Annotated in this window: 20 protein-coding genes; 15 read left to right on the plus strand and 5 right to left on the minus strand. The window is 59.4% G+C overall.

Features of this window, described 5'->3' with window-relative positions; genetic code table 11:
• Positions 1–58 precede the first annotated feature (58 nt).
• Complete coding sequence (locus CLV74_RS02625) at positions 59–1,021, minus strand: acetyl-CoA carboxylase carboxyltransferase subunit alpha (protein WP_106262669.1); 963 nt, start codon at positions 1,019–1,021, stop codon at positions 59–61.
• Between the two features lie 168 nt (positions 1,022–1,189).
• Here CLV74_RS02625 and CLV74_RS02630 point away from each other — a divergent pair, with 168 nt between their 5' ends.
• The gene (locus CLV74_RS02630) at positions 1,190–1,657 is read left to right on the plus strand and encodes an AraC family transcriptional regulator (RefSeq protein WP_106262670.1); all 468 of its coding nucleotides are present in this window, start codon (positions 1,190–1,192) and stop codon (positions 1,655–1,657) included.
• On the opposite strand, the gene CLV74_RS02635 is transcribed toward CLV74_RS02630, so the two are convergent.
• Positions 1,647–2,240: a LysE family translocator gene (locus tag CLV74_RS02635; RefSeq protein WP_106262671.1), complete on the minus strand. Its 594-nt coding sequence runs from the start codon at positions 2,238–2,240 to the stop codon at positions 1,647–1,649. The two genes, CLV74_RS02630 and CLV74_RS02635, sit on opposite strands and share 11 nt — an antisense overlap.
• A gap of 73 nt (positions 2,241–2,313) precedes the next feature.
• Here CLV74_RS02635 and CLV74_RS02640 point away from each other — a divergent pair, with 73 nt between their 5' ends.
• Positions 2,314–2,766: an Lrp/AsnC family transcriptional regulator gene (locus CLV74_RS02640; protein WP_106262672.1), complete on the plus strand. Its 453-nt coding sequence runs from the start codon at positions 2,314–2,316 to the stop codon at positions 2,764–2,766.
• Between the two features lie 82 nt (positions 2,767–2,848).
• Here CLV74_RS02640 and CLV74_RS02645 read toward each other — a convergent pair whose 3' ends face one another.
• A complete protein-coding gene (locus CLV74_RS02645; RefSeq protein ID WP_106262673.1) occupies positions 2,849–3,808 on the minus strand; it encodes an L-malyl-CoA/beta-methylmalyl-CoA lyase in 960 nt (319 codons plus the stop codon).
• A 282-nt stretch (positions 3,809–4,090) separates the two neighbouring features.
• On the opposite strand from CLV74_RS02645, the gene dgcN reads away from it, so the two are divergent.
• From dgcN to CLV74_RS22990, 5 genes are all read left to right on the plus strand, one after another.
• Positions 4,091–5,092: an N-acetyltransferase DgcN gene (gene dgcN, locus CLV74_RS02650; protein ID WP_106262674.1), complete on the plus strand. Its 1,002-nt coding sequence runs from the start codon at positions 4,091–4,093 to the stop codon at positions 5,090–5,092.
• Between the two features lie 74 nt (positions 5,093–5,166).
• Positions 5,167–6,132, plus strand: coding sequence for an N-acetyl-D-Glu racemase DgcA (gene dgcA, locus CLV74_RS02655; protein WP_106262675.1), 966 nt, complete (start codon positions 5,167–5,169; stop codon positions 6,130–6,132).
• A gap of 35 nt (positions 6,133–6,167) precedes the next feature.
• Positions 6,168–7,019: a D-amino-acid transaminase gene (locus CLV74_RS02660; RefSeq protein WP_106262676.1), complete on the plus strand. Its 852-nt coding sequence runs from the start codon at positions 6,168–6,170 to the stop codon at positions 7,017–7,019.
• Positions 7,020–7,144: 125 nt separating this feature from the next.
• Positions 7,145–8,644 (plus strand): OmpA family protein, encoded by a 1,500-nt coding sequence (locus tag CLV74_RS02665; protein ID WP_106262677.1) that lies wholly within the window; start codon positions 7,145–7,147, stop codon positions 8,642–8,644.
• On the plus strand, positions 8,644–9,243 hold the full coding sequence (locus CLV74_RS22990) for a hypothetical protein (RefSeq protein WP_211299004.1): 600 nt from the start codon (positions 8,644–8,646) through the stop codon (positions 9,241–9,243). The genes CLV74_RS02665 and CLV74_RS22990 overlap by 1 nt, the downstream gene beginning before the upstream one ends.
• Positions 9,244–9,360: 117 nt before the next feature.
• Here CLV74_RS22990 and CLV74_RS02675 read toward each other — a convergent pair whose 3' ends face one another.
• Complete coding sequence (locus CLV74_RS02675; RefSeq protein ID WP_106262678.1) at positions 9,361–9,666, minus strand: DUF1244 domain-containing protein; 306 nt, start codon at positions 9,664–9,666, stop codon at positions 9,361–9,363.
• 178 nt (positions 9,667–9,844) lie between these two features.
• Between CLV74_RS02675 and pyk the strand changes: the two genes are divergently transcribed.
• The 8 genes from pyk (at position 9,845) to pheT (ending at position 17,187) form a co-directional block, all read left to right on the plus strand.
• Positions 9,845–11,302, plus strand: coding sequence for a pyruvate kinase (gene pyk, locus CLV74_RS02680; RefSeq protein ID WP_106262679.1), 1,458 nt, complete (start codon positions 9,845–9,847; stop codon positions 11,300–11,302).
• Between the two features lie 35 nt (positions 11,303–11,337).
• Positions 11,338–11,568 (plus strand): hypothetical protein, encoded by a 231-nt coding sequence (locus tag CLV74_RS02685; protein ID WP_106262680.1) that lies wholly within the window; start codon positions 11,338–11,340, stop codon positions 11,566–11,568.
• Between the two features lie 144 nt (positions 11,569–11,712).
• Positions 11,713–11,913 carry a 50S ribosomal protein L35 gene (gene rpmI, locus CLV74_RS02690; protein WP_106262681.1) on the plus strand — a complete coding sequence of 67 codons (201 nt, stop codon included), beginning with the start codon at positions 11,713–11,715 and terminating at the stop codon, positions 11,911–11,913.
• Between the two features lie 12 nt (positions 11,914–11,925).
• The gene (rplT, locus tag CLV74_RS02695) at positions 11,926–12,291 is read left to right on the plus strand and encodes a 50S ribosomal protein L20 (protein WP_106262682.1); all 366 of its coding nucleotides are present in this window, start codon (positions 11,926–11,928) and stop codon (positions 12,289–12,291) included.
• A 383-nt stretch (positions 12,292–12,674) separates the two neighbouring features.
• The gene (pheS, locus tag CLV74_RS02700) at positions 12,675–13,748 is read left to right on the plus strand and encodes a phenylalanine--tRNA ligase subunit alpha (RefSeq protein ID WP_106262683.1); all 1,074 of its coding nucleotides are present in this window, start codon (positions 12,675–12,677) and stop codon (positions 13,746–13,748) included.
• A gap of 123 nt (positions 13,749–13,871) precedes the next feature.
• Complete coding sequence (locus tag CLV74_RS02705; RefSeq protein ID WP_106262684.1) at positions 13,872–14,306, plus strand: ASCH domain-containing protein; 435 nt, start codon at positions 13,872–13,874, stop codon at positions 14,304–14,306.
• A gap of 21 nt (positions 14,307–14,327) precedes the next feature.
• On the plus strand, positions 14,328–14,717 hold the full coding sequence (gloA2, locus tag CLV74_RS02710; protein WP_106262685.1) for an SMU1112c/YaeR family gloxylase I-like metalloprotein: 390 nt from the start codon (positions 14,328–14,330) through the stop codon (positions 14,715–14,717).
• Between the two features lie 73 nt (positions 14,718–14,790).
• A complete protein-coding gene (pheT, locus tag CLV74_RS02715; protein WP_106262686.1) occupies positions 14,791–17,187 on the plus strand; it encodes a phenylalanine--tRNA ligase subunit beta in 2,397 nt (798 codons plus the stop codon).
• Positions 17,188–17,616: 429 nt separating this feature from the next.
• Here the strand turns inward: pheT and CLV74_RS02720 are convergent, their stop codons facing one another.
• On the minus strand, positions 17,617–18,987 hold the full coding sequence (locus CLV74_RS02720; RefSeq protein ID WP_245888440.1) for a cytochrome P450: 1,371 nt from the start codon (positions 18,985–18,987) through the stop codon (positions 17,617–17,619).
• Positions 18,988–19,004: the final 17 nt, after the last annotated feature.

The following is a 19,004-nucleotide window of genomic DNA, read 5'->3' on the forward strand; positions in this document are numbered from 1 at the left end:
AAAAGGGGCCAAGCGGCCCCTTTTGTATGAGTATTTATTCAATAAAGAAGTTGGCGGATCAGCTTGCCAGACCTTTGGAGCCGAGGGCCAGAAACTTTTTCCGGCGGTTGGCGATCAGGGTTTTGCTGTCTTGACCGTCCAGATCCTTGAGCAACTGGCCGATGTTGCGACCCACCGATGCGATGATGCCCTGACGGTCGCGGTGCGCGCCGCCCATGGGTTCGGTCACGATGCGATCACAGACACCCAGCTTGTGCAGGTCTTGTGCGGTCAGGCGCAGTGCCTCGGCGGCTTCGCGCATCTTTTCCGCGTCCTTCCACAGGATCGAGGCGCAGCCTTCCGGCGAGATGACCGAATAGACCGAATGTTCCAGCATCATCACTTTGTCGGCGGTTGCGAAGGCAACAGCGCCGCCCGAACCACCTTCGCCGATGATGGTCGAAATGATCGGCACGCCGATCTGCAGGCATTTTTCGGTCGAGCGGGCGATGGCCTCGGACTGGCCGCGCTCTTCCGCGCCTTTGCCGGGGTAGGCACCAGGGGTGTCCACAAGGGTGATGACCGGCAGGTTAAAGCGGTCTGCCAGATCCATCAGGCGGATCGCTTTGCGATAGCCTTCGGGGCGCGCCATGCCAAAGTTCCGCTCAATGCGGGTTTTGGTGTCGTGGCCCTTTTCCTGACCGATCACGACGACGGGGCGGCCGTCAAAGCGGGCCATGCCGCCCATGACAGCGTGGTCGTCCGCAAAGTTCCGGTCACCGGCCAGCGGGGTGTATTCGGTGAACAGCGCGTTGATGTAGTCGCGGCAGTGAGGGCGGTCCGGATGACGGGCAACCTGACATTTCCGCCAGGGGGTCAGCTTGGAATACAGCTCTTTCAGCAGAGTGTCGGCCTTCCGGTCCAGCGCCTTGGCTTCGTCCTCGACATCCATTTCTTCGCTTTGACGGGCGATAGCACGCAGTTCTTCTGCTTTGCCTTCGATCTCGGCCAGCGGTTTTTCAAAATCGAGGTAATGGGTCATTCGGACGCTCCTTTACTTGGCCGCTATATGGCGATTGTGCAGGCTAGATGCAATCCGCTACGCGCAAGGCGCTTTATTATCGCCCCGCGGCAGGGCTAGGGTAGGGTAGATTCCAGGGTGCGATTTATTTCAGGTGCCTCGGGTCCCGGCCATTTGTAGAGAGATATTATGTACAAGACAGAGATCACAGAACGTGTCCCGTTGCGCCTTTTCGGTCAGCCGCACACAGGCCCCTACATGAACCTTGGCCCTGCCTTCGCGCAGGTGGCCGAGATGGCTGGCAAGGCCGGTCTTTGGCCCCACGCGATTGGCATGGCGGGGGTTTATTATGACAACCCCAAACTAACACCGCCCGCTGATCTACGCAGCTTCCCGGCGGTCGCGGTCAAAGAGGGTGCCATCCTGCCTGATGGTATGGAGCAGCGCGTTCTGGACGCTGGCCCCTATCTGGAACTGTTGCATGTGGGCGATTACGCAGGGTTGGCTGCGACCTACGGCTACATCTACGACGAAGTCTTGCCAGCATCGGGGCGGACACACGCCCCGCTTCCCAGCTATGAACTGTATCTGAACGACCCCAACGAGGTTCCGCCAGAAGAGCTTCAGACCCTGATCTGCATTCCCCTCAACCCATAAGGACGGGGATCAGCGTCGCCAGCAGCAACAGGGCCATCGCGCCGTTGAACAGACGCAGACGGGCGGGCGTTGCCAGCAGACGGCGGATCTGCTGCCCAAGCAACGTCCAACTGCTGGTCGAGACCAGCGCCGTCAGCACATAGGCCAATGCCACCAGCCCCACATGGCTCAGATCGCGGCCACCTGCGTAAAGGGTGATCGCGGTCAATGCCATGCTCCATGCCTTCGGGTTCACCCATTGGAAGGCTGCCGCCTCGACAAAGCGCAAGGGGCGAGAGCGGGCATCCGCACCTTGGATCGGGGCCGCGGTCGCGATTTTCCACGCCAGATAAGCCAGATAGCCGACCGATGCGATCTTCAGCGCTGTGTAGGACGCAGGCCACAGATCAAAAATCTGCATTACCCCCAGTCCGACTAGAAGCACCATGGCCGGAAATCCAAAGGCGATCCCAGCCATGTGGGGCAGGGTACGGGCAAAGCCAAAGTTGGCACCCGATGCCATCAGCATCAGGTTGTTCGGCCCGGGTGTGATCACCGTAGCCAGCGAGAACGCGAAAAGAGCAGGGATAAGTTCGTAGGTCATATGCGCAATATCATGCGAAAATCACCGCAATTGGCTTGCAAAGACCTCATTCAAGCAACAATAATCGCAACAAATGATCAAAGATGACCAGATAAACCGAAAAATATTGCAAGTCCTCTCATCCGAGGGCCGCATCAGCAATCTCGAACTGGCCGATCGCGTGGGCCTGTCCCCATCGGCCTGCCTGCGCCGCGTGCAGGATCTGGAAAAGCGCGGGGCGATCAGCGGTTATCGTGCGGTTCTCAATCCCGCAGCTATGGGCATCGGCTTCATCGCCTATGTGACTGTCGGTCTCGGTACCCATACCAAAGCGGCGCAAGAGGCGTTTGAACGCGCAATCGCCCGCGCCCCCGAGGTGCGCGAATGCCATAACATCACCGGTGCCATCGAATACCTCCTGCGGATCGAGGCTGCAGATCTGGCCGCCTACAAACATTTCCACACCGAAGTCCTAGGAACCCTGCCGCAGGTGCAGGCTCTCACCACCTATGTGGTCATGGGCTCCCCAAAGGACGAGCGGGCATAGAAAAAGGCCACCGGAAACCGGCAGCCTCTTCATCTTGGCGAAAATACCTCGGGGGTCCGGGGGCAGCGCCCCCGGCCTTTGATCAGCTGTTCGCGATCATCTCCGACTGGCGCACGATTACTTCGGCCTGCTTGATCGAGGCGATGTCGACCAGACGGCCTTTGTAAACAGTTGCGCCTTCGCCCTTGGCTTTGGCTTCTTCCATTGCGGCCAGAATTTCGCGGGCCTCGGTGACGGCGGCTTCGGACGGGGTGAAGACCTCGTTGGCCAGCGCGATCTGTTTGGGGTGGATGGCCCATTTGCCAACCATGCCAAGGGTCGCCGAACGCAGCGCCTGCGCGCGGTAGCCTTCGTCATCGCTGAAATCGCCGAAGGGGCCGTCGACGGGCAGCACGCCGTGGGTGCGGCAGGCGGCAACGATGGCAGCCTGTGCCCAGTGCCACGGGTCCGACCAATACTTCGCGCCTTCGCGCAGCATGTAATAGTTTTCCTGTGTCCCGCCGATGCCGGTGGTTGCCATGCCCATGGATGCGGCAAAGTCCGCAGCGCCAAGGCTCATGGCCACCAGACGGGGCGAGGCGGCGGCGATTTCTTCCACATGGGCAATGCCGGCAGCCGATTCGATGATGACTTCAAAGTTGATCTTCTTGGCGCGGCCTTTGGCGGTCTCGATCGCGGTGACCAGCGCGTCCACGGCGTAGATGTCGGCAGCGCAACCCACTTTGGGGATCATGATCTGGTCCAGACGCTCGCCCGCCTGTTCCATCAGGTCCACGACGTCGCGGTACCAGTAGGGGGTGTCCAGACCGTTGATGCGCACCGAAAGGGTCTTGTTGCCCCAATCCACATCGCTGATCGCCGCGATAATGTTCGCGCGGGCCGCGTCCTTGTCGGTGGGGGCCACCGAATCCTCAAGGTCAAGGTTGATCACGTCCGCCGCGCTGGCGGCCATTTTCTCAAACAATGCAGGGCGCGAGCCGGGGCCGAACAGCTGGCAACGGTTCGGGCGGGCGGGCGCTGGGGGCTGAATGCGGAAGCTCATCGGCTCTGCCTTTCGGTAATGATATTTCGTTTAGGTTGCTTGAATGGGTATTAAATTGCGCAGCGTCACGCAAGCGTCTTTTCGCAACTGCGGCATCGGACGCTGCGTTGCGGCCACGCTATCGAAGAGTTTCACGTCTTGAGGGGTAGGGCTGCAAGAATCTTCGGCAAATCTTTTCAAATTTCGAAGTTTCTTCAAAATTTTCAGTAGAAGCCGCAGGATTTCGTAAGAAATCTCGCTGCAGGCGCGGCATCCTGTTTCCTGAGAAGAAGGATTTTTGCGATGATCAAGACCCCTTACCTGCTGTTTCTAGGCGATGCACCCGATCAACTTGCGGCCAAAGTCGCACAAGGTATCAAGGACTGGCGCCCCGAGAATGCCGTAGGCCAGTTCCGTATGGAAGGCTGCAAAGCCGATCTGGGCCTGACTGATATGACTCTGGCCGAGGCCAAGGCGGCGGGCGCTGAAACTCTGGTCATTGGCGTTGCCAACCGTGGCGGCGTGATCAGTCAGGCATGGAAAAAGGTGCTGGTTGCGGCGCTGGAAGAGGGCTTTGATCTGGCCTCCGGCTTGCACAACCTGCTGCGCAACGAGCCCGATCTGGTGGCGGTTGCCGAAGCTTGCGGCCGTTCGCTGCATGACGTGCGCGTTCCCGAGGTTCAGTACCCCATCGCCAATGGAGAAAAGCGCCGCGGCAAGCGTGTGCTGGCGGTCGGGACCGATTGCTCGGTCGGCAAGATGTATACCGCGCTGGCGCTGGACAACTCGATGCGCGCCAAGGGTCTGAAAAGCACCTTCCGGGCCACCGGCCAGACCGGCATTCTGATCACCGGCAACGGCGTGCCGCTGGACGCAGTGATCGCGGACTTTATGGCGGGCTCGATCGAGTGGCTGACGCCTGATAATGATGATGATCACTGGGATATCATCGAAGGGCAGGGCAGCCTGTTCCACGTGTCCTATTCCGGCGTAACGCTGGCGCTGGTCCATGGCGGTCAGGCAGATGCGCTGATCCTGTGCCATGAGCCGACCCGCACCCATCTGCGCGGCCTGCCCGGTTACGCGGTTCCGACCCTTCAGCAACTGGCTGATTTGGTTCTGCCCTTGGCCCGTGTTGCCAATCCTGACGTGAAGATCGTTGGTATTTCGGTCAACACCCAGCATATGGGCGACGCCGAAGCCGAGGCCTATCTGGCGCAGGTCGAGGCAGAGATGGGTCTGCCCGCCGTCGATCCCTACCGCCACAGCGCGGATCGTCTGGCAGACGCCTTGGCTGCACTGTAAGCCTTTGATCTACCGAGGGGCCTTGCGGGGCCTTTCGTTCCATTAAGTATTTTTGCGATAAAGAAGGAATGGGCATGTCTTTGATCGTCCGTCGCGAGAGCTTCAAACTGGCGCAGGTCTTTACGATCTCGCGCGGGAGCAGGACCGAGGCGCAGGTGCTGTCTGTGCAAATCACGCGGGGCGGGGTGACTGGATACGGGGAATGCGTTCCCTATGCCCGTTATGGCGAAACGCTGGACAGCGTTTCCGAACAGATCGCCGGTCTGCCGCAGGATATCGAGCGTAAGGCGCTGCAATATGCCCTGCCCGCAGGGGCGGCGCGCAATGCGGTGGATTGTGCCTTGTGGGATCTGGAGGCCAAGAAGACCCATCGCCGTGTTTGGGATCTGGCCGGTGTGCCGGCGCCAGGCCCGGAGGTGACGGCCTATACGCTGTCTTTGGCGAGCCCCGAAGAGATGGAAGAACAGGCGCGGAAGAATGCGTTCCGTCCGCTGCTGAAGATCAAGCTTGGCACACCCGAGGACATGCCGCGTTTGGAAGCCGTGCGTCGCGGTGCGCCTTCATCGCGGATCATTGTGGACGCCAATGAAGGCTGGAGCGCAGAGGTCTATTCCGATCTGGCGCCGCATCTGGTCCGCTTGGGCGTAGAGATGGTCGAGCAACCTTTGCCCGCAGGTCAGGACGACGCCCTGTTGGGGCTGGAGCGCCCTGTGCCCCTTTGTGCCGATGAAAGCTGTCATGATCGCAATGGTCTGGAAAAGCTGCGCGGCAAATATGACATGATCAACATTAAGCTGGACAAGACCGGCGGCCTGACCGAGGCCTTGGCATTGCGCCGTGCGGCCGAGGAAATGGGCTTTGATATCATGGTGGGCTGCATGATTGGCAGCTCGCTTGCGATGGCCCCTGCGACCGTTGTTGCGCGGGGTGTGAAGGTCGTCGATCTTGACGCGCCGCTGCTTCTGGCCGAAGACCGTGACAACGCCCTGCATTACGATGCCGATGGAGTGCATCCGCCTGTGGCGGCCCTTTGGGGGTAAGGCCCCCGTCGCGATCTATTAGGAGAAGACCCGACATGACCCGTACCGTCTATGTGAACGGCGAATACCTGCCCGAAACCGAAGCCAAAGTGTCCATCTTTGACCGTGGCTTTCTGATGGCGGATGGCGTCTACGAAGTGACCACCGTTCTGGACGGCAAGCTGATCGACTTTGATGGCCACGCAACGCGTCTGGCCCGCTCGCTGAGCGAGTTGGAGATGAAAGAGCCGGTCACCAAGGAAGAGCTGCTGTCGATCCACCGCAAGTTGGTTGAAGAAAACGGTGTCGATGAAGGTCTGGTTTACCTGCAAGTGACCCGTGGCGCTGCGGACCGTGACTTTGCCTATCCCAAGGATGCAGAGCCGACGCTGGTTCTGTTCACCCAGAAGAAAAACGCCGTGAACAGCCCTGCGGCGAAGACTGGTATTTCTGTCATCTCGATCCCCGATATCCGTTGGGGCCGTCGTGACATTAAAACCGTGCAGCTGCTGTACCCCTCGATGGGCAAGATGGCGGCCAAGGCGGCTGGTGCCGATGATGCGTGGATGGTTGAGGATGGTTTCGTGACCGAGGGCACCTCGAATAATGCCTATATCGTGAAGGACGGTGTGATCATCACCCGCAACCTCAGCACCCACATCCTGCACGGAATTACTCGCGCCGCTGTTCTGCGCTTTGCGGAAGTGGCGCAGATGAAGATCGAAGAGCGTCCCTTCACCATTGAAGAAGCGCAAAACGCGGATGAGGCCTTTATCACCTCGGCCACGTCATTTGTGCAGCCCGTGGTCAAGATTGACGACAAAGCTGTCGGCACCGGCACCGTTGGCCCCGTGGCTTCGCGCCTGCGCGAGATCTATCTGGAAGAAAGCCGCAAAGCCGCAATCTGATCCTGACTTCATCGTTGTGACACAGGTTATGTGCCATTATGGCCCATAACCTGTGGTTGTGCTTGCTTTTGCTGGCGCATTCGGGCCTGTAGGGGCGCGACGTGCAGAGATTCAGAGAGGATTTAATGCGCAGGCTATTGGGAAGTGTCGTTTTGCTGGCAGGTGTTGGCCTGACCGGATTTTACGGCATTCGGACAAATGCACCCGAAATCGAAGCCAAAGTTCTGAAAAGCGCCGAAGCCAAAGGGCAGTCGGCCATTCATGGTGTGACTGTGGCAGTTTCGGGTCGGGATATCGAACTGGGCGGCATCGTCGACAGTGTCGAAGAAGAAGAGATGCTGCGCACGGAATTCGCGCAGGTGACTGGTCTGCGTGAGATGCGGACCGACTGGACCGTGCTGCCCAAGGTGTCTCCGTTCAGCTTCGGGGCGCGGTGGCAGAACGGCAGCCTCTCGGTGGACGGATATGTCCCCAGCGAGGCAGCGCGGGATACGCTGGCCGTGGCGCTGGATGCGCCGGTCGAAAGCCTGACGATGGCCTCTGGCGCTCCGGAAAACTGGAGCGGCGCGGCAGAAGCAGGCCTTGGGGCGGTAAAGCTGCTGGAAGAGGGCGTTCTGAACCTATCGGATACGACTTTGGCGATCAGCGGTATCGTGCGCAGCCCTGTGGAAGAGGCAGCGTTGAAGGCGTTGCTTGAGGCCGTGCCTGACGGGTTCACCGTCGAGACCGATCTGACCTTGCTGGATGACGGCACGCCGCCTGCCTATGATGTCGAATACAACGCCAACACTGGCCTTGCGATCAATGGCAAGCTGCCTGCGGGCATGTCGCGCCGCGATGTGGCCGAGGTTCTGGGCTTTGACGTGTTCTCGGGCACCGGTGCCACCGGTCTTGTGGGCGACGCCGCAGGCCAACTGGCGCGGATCGCTGTTCTGCGGGACTGGCTGCCAGAATTGGAAGACGTGGTTCTGACGCGTACCGTAGACGGCATCAGCCTGTCGGGCACTGTCGCGCCTGGTGTGGATGCGGAACTGGTCAGCGCTGGGATCGCCGCCATGTTGGGTGGCGAGGTCAGCCTGAGCTCTGCCGCAATAAGCGTGCCCGATGGCACCCAGCGGACCAACGCTGCCAGCGGCGAAACCGAAATGGCGCAGGCTGGATACTGGTTGCCCCGCGTGGACTTTGCCCCCTCGGTTCAGACTTGTGATGCGGAAATCACCCGCGCGCTTGAGGGCGAAGGGGTGCAGTTCGTGTCGGGCGCGGCGCGTCTGGATGCCAAAGCTGCGCGGGCAGTGAACCGTATTGCGGCTGTCGTGGCGCATTGTGTGGCTAAGGGTGATCTGACCGCGATCATCGGCGGGCACACCGATTCGGTAGGCAATGCCGCTGCGAACACATCGCTTAGCCAAGAGCGGGCAGGTGCAGTGCGTGCCGCCCTTGTGGCCCGAGGCGTTGCCAGTGATGCGTTGCAGGCGACCGGTTACGGCGACACCCGTCCCGTTGCCACAAATGACACAGAAGAAGGACGCGCCGCCAACCGGCGCACGACGGTGGAATGGGTTGATCCCGCCGATATTGACGCGACCACGGATGATGCGGCCACCACCGCTAAGGAGACAGAATAATGTTTCAGAACTGGGAATTTCTGCTGACCGAGATTTGGGGTCTGGTCGTTGTCGCCGCTCTTGTCGGGTTGGTGGCAGGCTGGCTGATCTTCGGCGGGCGCAAAGCCAAAGCCGCCGTCGGCTCGTTCAAGGACGAACAAGCCCTGACTGCGGCAAAGACCGAAGCCAGCAACCTGCGCAAATCGCTTGAGGCCAAAACCAAAGAGATCGAAGGCCTGACCGCCGAGCTGGATGATCTGAAGCTGCTGGCCGCGTCGGCGCTGCCGGGTGCGGGCATTGGCCTTGGTCAAGATGCTGACGCTCCCGCTGATCCCGAACTGCTTGCCGATATGGCCGAAGCTGGCACGGGTGATCCCTTTGCGCTGGACGACGATGATTGGGTTCACGGCAACCTGCCTGAAGGTCTGCGCCATGTGCTGGAGAAAAAGGACGAACAGATCGCCCACCTTCAGTCCGATCTGGACGACCTGCGCGCCGAGCTTGAAACCGATGCCAGCGCCATTGAAGCCAAGTTCGAAGAGCTTTTGGCCGATGCTCAGTCCAAAGACGAAGAGATTGATCGTCTGCGGGCCATCGTCAGCCATTACACCGGCGAATAACGCAGCGACCCACGCGTCGAACGGTGAAACAGATAAAAGGCGGCCTTCGGGCCGCCTTTTCGCTTAATGTCGATTGTTACGGTTTAAAAACGCTTATCCGAAGTAAACCGTATATGATCAATCCTGCGGTTTATTGACCTCGAACGCGGCCAAACTCTCGGCGCTGGCTTCGCTTTGGTATTTCTCTTTCCACTCGTCATAGGGCATGCCGTAGATTGCCTCGCGGCCTTCGTCCTTGGTCATCTCGATCCCTTTGGCGTTGGCGGCTTCCTGATACCAGCGGCTCAGGCAGTTGCGGCAAAAGCCCGCAAGATTCATCATATCTATGTTCTGGGCATCCGTTCGTGTGGAAAGATGGTCCAGAAGCCGGCGGAAAGCGGCGGCCTCAAGTTCGATACGGGTTTGCTCGTCTAACTGTGTCATGGTCTGGCCCTTTTCGGTTTGACCGGAGGCTGGCCGTCCCGCAAGGCGGGGTCAAGGGCTCTCATCGGCATATTGCCGGTCGAAACAGTTGCTCCGGCGCGAATGATCGTGCATAACGCGACTGACGTTAGCGATAACATTTCTATTTGCGGATTATCCCGCGACAAGGAGCACCCAGATGAGACGCCACCGCAAGGTCAAGATCGTGGCCACCCTCGGCCCCGCCTCGAACGATTACGCAATGATCCGCAAACTGCACGAAGCGGGCGCAGACGTATTCCGTTTGAACATGAGCCACGGCACCCATGACGAGATTGCCGAGCGTCACAAGATCATCCGTCAGGTCGAAGAAGACCTTGGCAGCCCCATCGCGATTCTGGCAGACTTGCAGGGCCCGAAACTGCGTGTAGGTGTGTTCGCCAACGGCAGCGAAGAACTGGTCGAAGGTGCAGCCTTCCGTCTGGATCTGGACGAAGCAGAAGGCACCGTTGATCGCGTCTGCCTGCCGCACCCCGAGATTTTCGCCGCGCTTGAGCCTGGTTCGCACCTGCTGGTGAACGACGGTAAAATCCGCCTGAAAGTGGAAAACTGTGACCGTGAATCGGCAGACTGTGTGGTCGTGACCGGTGGCACCATCTCGAACCGCAAGGGCGTGAACGTGCCGGACGTGGTCTTGCCGCTGGCCGCGCTGTCGGAAAAAGACCGCGGTGATCTGGAATTCGCCTGCAATCTGGGTGTGGACTGGATCGCGCTGTCCTTCGTGCAGCGTGCCAAGGACGTCTGGGAAGCACGTGAACTGGTGCAGGGCCGCGCTTCGGTTCTGTCCAAGATCGAAAAGCCCACCGCTGTGCGCGACTTTGAAGAAATTCTTGATGCCTCTGACGGTATCATGGTGGCCCGTGGCGACCTTGGCGTAGAACTGCCCGTCCAGAACGTGCCCCCGATCCAGAAGCGACTGGTCCGCAAGTGCCGCGCCGCCGCCAAGCCGGTGATCGTGGCCACCCAGATGCTGGAATCGATGATCGAAAGCCCCATGCCTACCCGCGCCGAAGTTTCGGACGTGGCAACGGCGATCTATGAAGGCGCTGATGCGATCATGCTTTCGGCAGAATCGGCAGCGGGCCAATACCCCGAGCAGGCCGTCCAGACCATGGACAACGTGGCCCGCGAAGTGGAAGGCGACCAGACTTGGCGCGAAGTTATCACCGCATCGCGTGGCGGCACTGCTCCGTCGCGTGGGACCGGTATCGCCCACGGGATCGTGGCGGCTGCCCGCGAAATCGCGGAAACTGCGCAGATCAAAGCGATCTCCTGCTTCACCCAGACCGGCACCACAGCCATGCTGACCTCGCGCGAGCGTCCGATGGTCCCGATCATCGCTCTGACCCCGTTGCTGCGCACCGCACGCCGTCTGGCGCTGACTTGGGGCGTGCAGCCGATCAAGACCAATGAGGTGGACCGTTTCAAGATGGCGGTGGTCTCGGCAGTGCGTGCGGCACGGTCGGAAGGCTACGCCAGCGAGAACGATCACATCGTGGTCACAGCTGGTGTGCCGTTCAATGTTACAGGTTCGACAAACATCCTGCGGGTCGCCCCTTGCGAGGAACGTTTGATTTTTAACACCGATCCGGAGTAATCTAGACTAACTTTTCGTTAGTGTGGATTATAGGTATGAACTTTGACGCAGACTTTGCGCTGGTACTAGGCCTCGTTCTCGGGGCCTTTTCCCTTCCGGCAATTCTTTCGGCCTTTAACGATGGCCGTGCACCGCGCGCGGCCATGATTGTTATCATGATTGCAGGGGGTTGCATCGTTTACGCGCTGCGCCATCAGCCCGGCGGATACGACGTGGGCGATATTCCCCATGTCTTCGCCAATGTGGTTGAACGGTACACCCGCTAGACCTGTTCGCGACGTCGGCTGACCAAAAGAATCACCTTGCCTTGCCGCCCGCCCCCTAGTAATAGGCGCGCTCACACCGCACGACCGGCCAATGTGGCATGCCGAGTCGTCGCTAAGACCGAACCCGCATTGAAGGAGACGGAAATGCCCAAGATGAAGACGAAGTCGAGCGCCAAGAAGCGCTTCAAAGTGACCGCCAACGGTCGCATCGTTTGTGGCCAGGCTGGCAAGCGCCATGGCATGATCAAACGTACCACCAAATTCATCCGTACCGCCCGTGGTACCACGACTCTCTCGGCTCCCGATGAGAAGATCGTGAAGAAATACATGCCCTACGCGCGCTAAGGAGAGAACGGAATGTCCCGAGTCAAAGGTGGTACCGTCACCCACGCCCGTCACAAGAAGATCGTCAAGCAGGCCAAAGGTTACTACGGTCGTCGCAAGAACACCTTCAAGGTTGCAGCTCAGGCCGTCGATAAGGCCAACCAGTACGCAACCCGCGACCGGAAGGCGCGTAAGCGTAACTTCCGCGCTCTGTGGATCCAGCGCATCAACGCAGCTGTCCGCGCACATGACGCAGATCTGACCTATTCGGCGTTCATCAACGGCCTGAACAAAGCAGGTATCGTTGTTGACCGTAAGGTTCTGGCTGATCTGGCCGTACACGAGCCCGCCGCTTTCGGCGCGATCGTCGATCAGGCAAAAGGCGCTCTGGCCGCCTAATCGCCGCTACAGCAAGAGAATTTCGATGCGGGTCCCTCGGGGCCCGCATTTTGCTTTGGCGTGTCGTTAGTCACCGTCGCGCGTTTGGTGCACGCTCTTTTTGAGTATTTATTCAATAAGGAAGCTAATATCGTGCCCTGTCCAGCGGTAGTGTCCTTGCGGGATCTATGCGCTGAACAGGGCAACTTCCTCATTGACGGCCATCGGCTCTCCAGCCTGTTCCGCAATGCTAGCTTGACTGATCGAGATTAAGAGAAGGTTATCGGCTTCCTTATTGCAAAAATACTCTTTGTAACCGCGCCTTCAATCGTCCCAAAAATTGCCTTTGGCTTGCGTCCTGCTGATCTTGTGGTAGCAAGCGCCTGAAAGCCAAGGAGGGTGCGATGGACGATTTGCGCGCAAAATACATCGAAGCGATTGCAGCGGCGAGCGATGAGGCCGCCCTCGAGGAAGTGCGCCTTGGGGCATTGGGCAAGAAAGGCGAGATCAGCTTGAAAATGCGTGAACTGGGGAAAATGACCCCGGAAGAACGTCAGACAGCTGGTCCTGCGCTGAACGCGCTGAAGGATGAGATCAACGCAGCTCTGAGCGCCCGCAAGGCATCGCTGTCAGATGCGGCATTGGCCGAACGTTTGAAGGCCGAGTGGCTGGATGTGACCTTGCCGGTACGCCCTCAGCGTCAGGGCTCGATCCATCCGATCAGTCAGGTGACCGAAGAGATTACCGCGATCTTTGCTGATATGGGTTTTGCCGTTGCTGAGGGTCCGCAGATCGAAAGCGATTGGTACAACTTCGATGCGCTGAACATTCCTGGCCATCACCCTGCGCGCGCCGAGATGGACACGTTCTATACACACCGCGCCGAAGGGGATGATCGCCCACCCCATGTTCTGCGGACTCACACCAGCCCCGTGCAGATCCGCCATATGGAAAAGCATGGTGCGCCTTGCCGCATCATCGCGCCCGGTCGTGTATACCGCTCTGACTACGATCAGACCCACACGCCTATGTTCCATCAGGTCGAAGGGCTTGCCATCGACAAGGACATCTCGATGGCGAACCTCAAGTGGGTTTTGGAGCAATTCGCGGCGGCCTTCTTTGAAGTGGATGAGGTCGAGGTCCGCTTCCGCGCTTCGCACTTCCCCTTCACTGAACCTTCGGCCGAGATCGACTTCCGTTGTTCTTGGGTTGATGGCCAGTTGAAGCTGGGTGAGGGCGATGATTGGCTGGAGGCCGGTGGCTCTGGCATGGTGCATCCCAAGGTTCTGGAAGCGGCAGGGATCGATTCTGCTCAGTGGCAGGGTTTTGCCTTTGGTCTGGGGATCGACCGTCTGGCGATGCTGAAATACGGCATCCCTGATCTGCGTGCCTTCTTCGATGCGGACCTGCGTTGGCTGCGTCACTACGGCTTTGCTTCGCTGGATGTGCCGACCCTGCATGCCGGTCTCAGCCGTTAAGGCCTTTTTCACCGTCTGGTTTTACAAGGGCAGGGCCGCGGGCCTTGCCCTTTTTCGTTGGGTAGGGCGCGTGGCACGGATTTTGCGAAAGGGTGATGCTGTAACCTGTTCTGGGAGGATTTGATGCTGGATGCGCTTAAGGCGAAGTATCGCGGTGCGACGACGTTTTCTTTTGGAAATGGACCGCGGATGGCGGACGATATGCTGGCGTTGGTTGCATCGGGGCAAAAGACCGCGTCTTGCGGTGTGCTGCGTGACGGACGCGGCGGGGCGCGTATGCCGGCTGTGGGGCAGTACTTTATCGTCAAGGACGGGCGGCGTTTGCCGGGCGCGGTGATCCGTGTGACCGAAGTCAGCATCACGACAGTTTCTGAAGTGAGCGAAACGCTGGCTTTGGCGACAGGGCCATATGGAAGCCGTGCGGATTGGCATGCGGAACTGACCGGCTATTTTGGCACGCGTCGTGACTGGTCTGATGCCGTGCCGCTGGTCTGCTGGCGGTTTGAGGTGGTCGAGGAGTTGACGCAGCCTGCGCCGCGGCATGATCTGGCGGCCTGAGAAACTTAGCGGAGAGCGTTCGTGCCCCTTCCCATCACCGGTATTCACCATGTGGCCATCATCGCAAGCGACTATGCGCGGTCTAAAGCCTTCTATGTGGACATCCTCGGGTGTGCGGTGATCGCAGAAACCTACCGAGAGGCGCGTGATAGCTGGAAGCTGGATCTGGCCCTAGGGGGCAGTCAGATCGAGCTGTTCAGTTTTCCCGATGCTCCGCAGCGCCCCTCATACCCCGAAGCGCAGGGGTTGCGGCATCTGGCGTTCACGGTGGCGGATGTGGCGCAGGCTAAGGCGGAACTAGAGCAGGCAGGGGTTGCGGTAGAGGAAATCCGCACAGATTCCTTGACCGGTAGGCGGTTTACCTTCTTTGCCGACCCCGATGGTCTGCCCCTAGAGTTATACGAGGCGTAACGCCTCTTTCCCCCTGCCGCCCTTTGGGCTATGCCGTGCCCCGAATGCAACCTGACAATAAAGGCGCGCGGCGATGAAGTTCACCCTGTCCTGGCTTAAGTCACACCTCGAAACCTCGGCCACTCTGGACGAGATTCTCTATGCCCTGACCGATTTGGGTCTGGAGGTCGAAGGCGTTGAAAACCCTGCCGAGAAACTGGGTGCCTTTACCATCGGCAAAGTCGTTTCGGCTGAGAAGCACCCTGACGCGGATAAGCTGAACGTCTGTAAAGTGGCCACCGACGAAGGTGAATTGCAGATCATCTGCGGCGCGCCGAACGCACGCGCTGGCATCACTGTGGTTGTGGCCAAGCCCGGCACCTATGTGCCCGGCATCGACATCACCATCAACGTGGGCAAGATCCGTGGCATCGAGAGCTATGGCATGATGTGCTCCGAGCGTGAGATGGAGCTGTCGGACGAGCATAACGGCATCATCGAACTGGCCTCGGGTGAGGTTGGCCAGAAGTTCACCGATTGGCTGGCCGAAAATGATCCGGCCAAGGTTGATCCGGTGATCGAGATCGCCATTACCCCCAACCGCCCCGATGCGCTGGGTGTGCGCGGTATTGCGCTGGATTTGGCGGCCCGTGGTCTTGGCACCATGAAGGCCCGCGACACCGATCCGATCCCCGGAAGCTTCCCCAGCCCGATTGCCGTCAGCATTGACGAGGACGCCCGTGACGGCTGCCCCGTTTTCTATGGCCGTGTGATCAAGGGCGTGAAGAACGGTCCGTCGCCGGAATGGCTGCAGGATCTGCTGCGGGCGATTGGCCTGCGTCCGATCTCGACGCTGGTGGATATCACCAACTTCTTCACCTACGACCGCAACCGTCCGCTGCACGTATTCGATGCAGATAAGGTTGCTGGCAACCTGCGCGTTCACGCGGCCAAGGGTGGCGAGACCCTGACGGCGCTGGACGAAAAAGAATACACCATGCAGGCGGGCATGACCGTGATCAGCGATGATAACGGCGTGGAATCGATTGGTGGCGTGATGGGCGGTCTGCATTCGGGCTGCACCGATGAGACCACCAATGTCTTCCTTGAGGCGGCGTTCTTTGACACTGTGCGGACCGCGCTGACGGGCCGTGCGCTGAAGATCAACTCGGACGCCCGTTACCGGTTTGAGCGTGGCATCGACCCCGAATGGACCCCTGTCGGGCTGGAACATGCCACCCGCATGATTCTGGACCTGTGCGGCGGTGAGGCTTCTGAGGTTGTCATGGCGGGTGAGATGCCCGACCACAGCCGCGCCTACAAGTTGGATACTGACCGTTGTCAGAGCCTTGTGGGCATGGAAATCCCTGCCGAGACCCAGCGCGCGACGCTTGAGGCGCTTGGTTTCCGTATGGAAGGCGACATGGCCCACGTTCCCAGCTGGCGTCCTGACGTTCTGGGTGAGGCTGATCTGGTCGAGGAAGTGGCCCGTATGGCCTCGCTCACCAAGCTGGTTGGTAAGCCGCTGCCCCGTATGACGACCGAACTGCCCAAGCAGATTCTGACGCCCATGCAAAAGCGTGAAAGCATCGGTCGTCGTACCGCTGCCAGCCTTGGTTACAACGAGTGTGTGACCTACAGCTTCATCGACGGCAAACAGGCGGCGATGTTCGGTGGCGGCACCGATGCGACCCGTCTGGAAAACCCGATCTCGTCCGAGATGAGCCATATGCGTCCTGACCTGCTGCCCGGCCTGCTGGCCGCCGCTGCACGGAACCAGTCGCGCGGCTTTGCCGATCTGGCGCTGTTTGAATGCGGCCCTGCGTTCCACGGCGGCGAACCCAGCGAGCAGCACAACCAGATTAGCGGCGTTCTGATTGGCCGTACCGGCCCCAAGGACGTGCACGGTGCCTCGCGCCCTGTGGACGTTTATGACGCCAAAGCGGATGTTGAGGCGATTCTGTCGGCCATCGGCGCGCCTGCCAAGGTGCAGATCATGCGTGACACCGCCGAATGGTTCCATCCGGGCCGTTCGGGCCGTATTTGTCTGGGTCCGAAAAAGACGCTAGCTGTGTTCGGCGAACTGCACCCCAAGGTGCTGGATGCAATGGACGTGAAAGGCCCCGCCGTGGGCTTTACCATCTGGCCCGCAGAAATCCCGCTGCCCCGCAAAGCGGCAACCACCCGTCCCGCGCTGAAGATCAGTGATCTGCAAGCGGTCGAGCGTGACTTTGCCTTCGTGGTGGATGCGAACGTTGAGGCGCTGACCCTGATCAATGCCGCTGCGGGCGCGGACAAGGCGCTGATCGAGGATGTGCGCGTCTTTGACGAATTCATCGGCGGCAGCTTGGGCGAGGGCAAAAAGAGTCTCGCGATCACCGTGCGCCTTCAGCCTGTGGATGCGACCCTGAAAGACAAGGATATCGAGGCCGTGAGTGCCAAGATCATCGAAAAGGTCCAGAAGGCCACCGGCGCTACCCTGCGCGGTTGACGCCTTACAGTCTTGAATTAGGGAAAAGGCGGCACCTCAGGGTGCCGCCTTTTTTGCGCTGAATCGGCAAAAACCGCTCAGCATTACAGCACACGTGCAGGGTGCGAGTTGAATTCTTAAACTGTTTGGGAAGAGCAGATCAGTGATACGAATTGCCGGGGAGAAATAGCTGGACCACCACTCACAGAAGTCTTCGCGAACCCCGGCAGATCGTAAGTATCACTGCATCTATACTTTTGATTATTTACTATAAACTTTGGCCTCACACAACAGGCAGTGCGCACTTTCTTAAAAAAAGGTTAAATTTCGCTGCCCTCATAGGTTGAAAAAAGCTGTTTCCTGCTCACATTAAAAAAGGATTTTACCTAGTATTGTCGAGCCATCGGCCAAAATAATATCACAACTATAGATTGATTGGCTTTTTCGGCACTAATGAACGCGGGGCAAGGGCTCGGACATGACCCAAACACCCCCTTCCGGACGCAAAGTCAGAATCATCACCGGATCAGGGGATACGCCTGAGACCGGTGTGAAACGAAAGCTGGACAGCAAGCTGGCAAGGATAATCACCGCCTCTTGCAATGCGAAACTTGCGCCAATGCAAATCCTTGGCCCGTCTCCGAAGGGCAAGTAAGCGTAACGGGGGATGTCTTTGCGATTTGCAAAACGCTCAGGCACAAAACTATCAGGTTGATCCCAGAGCAGGTGGTTACGGTGAAGTGCGTAGATCGGGATCATAACCGTATCTTTACGCCTGACTTGCCTGCCGCACAGGATGTCATCCTTAAGCGCCGTGCGCGAAACCAGCGCTGCGGGGGGATAAAGGCGCAGGGCTTCGTCAATGATCTGGCGGATGTAAGGCAGCTTTGGCACGTCATCGCCGGTGGCGCAGCGTCCCTGTAGCACTACCTGAGCCTCGGCGCGGGCTTTGTCCTGTCGCTCTTGGTCGCCCGCCACCAAATAAAGCGCCCACGACAGTGAGAGGGCTGTGGTCTCGTGGCCAGCGACGATGAAGGTCAGCAGATTGTCCCGCAGCTCCTCGGTGCTCATGGTGCGGCCTGATTCCGGATCGGCCCCCGCAAGCAGCAGGTCCAGCAGATCGGGCGCGCCTTTGGGCGGGCCGCTTTTCCGGCGGCGGTCAATGGCGCTATCGGCGATCTTCTGCATTTCGGTCAGGGCACGATCGCCGGTGATCCGGCCCAGACGCGGCACCCAGTCGGGCATCCCCAGCATATCAGGCAGAGAGATTTTGCCCGCCGTGTTGATGTAGTTGTTGATGGCATCGTGCACGCCATCGCGATCAAAGGCGTCATCGCCCGAGAAGGTCACGTCCGAGATCACCTCAAAGGTCGTCTGGACCATCTCGTCGAACATGTTGATGGCGCGTTTCGGCCCGTTGGCGGCCAGTCGCTGGACGGCCCGTTCGGCAGCAGCGGTCATGACAGGGGCCAGTGCGGTCATGTTCCGATGGGAAAAGGACGGCGCAGCTGTGCGCCGTTGCCACATCCATTCCGCCCCTTCGGCGATGAACAGGCTCTCGCCAATGGCGGGGCGTAACAGGTTCTTGGTCACGTCGGACTTGGGGTAATCGGGCAGACGTTCGCGCAGGATGTGCTGCAAGGCGTCCGGATCCATCACCATATGCCAGCGCTTGCCGGTCTTGCCGGAAACCATAGGCTGCCGTGTCGCAATTTCGGGCAGGATCGCCAGCACATTGCGGCGGGCGGTCTGTAGGCTCTTCCATAGGCCCATTGGTTCTGTCACCAAGGGCACGCGAACGGGAAACGCGTTTTGGACCATGATGCACCTCCTCTCAA

It is taken from the genome of Donghicola tyrosinivorans (assembly GCF_003003355.1).
Lineage (GTDB): Bacteria > Pseudomonadota > Alphaproteobacteria > Rhodobacterales > Rhodobacteraceae > Donghicola > Donghicola tyrosinivorans.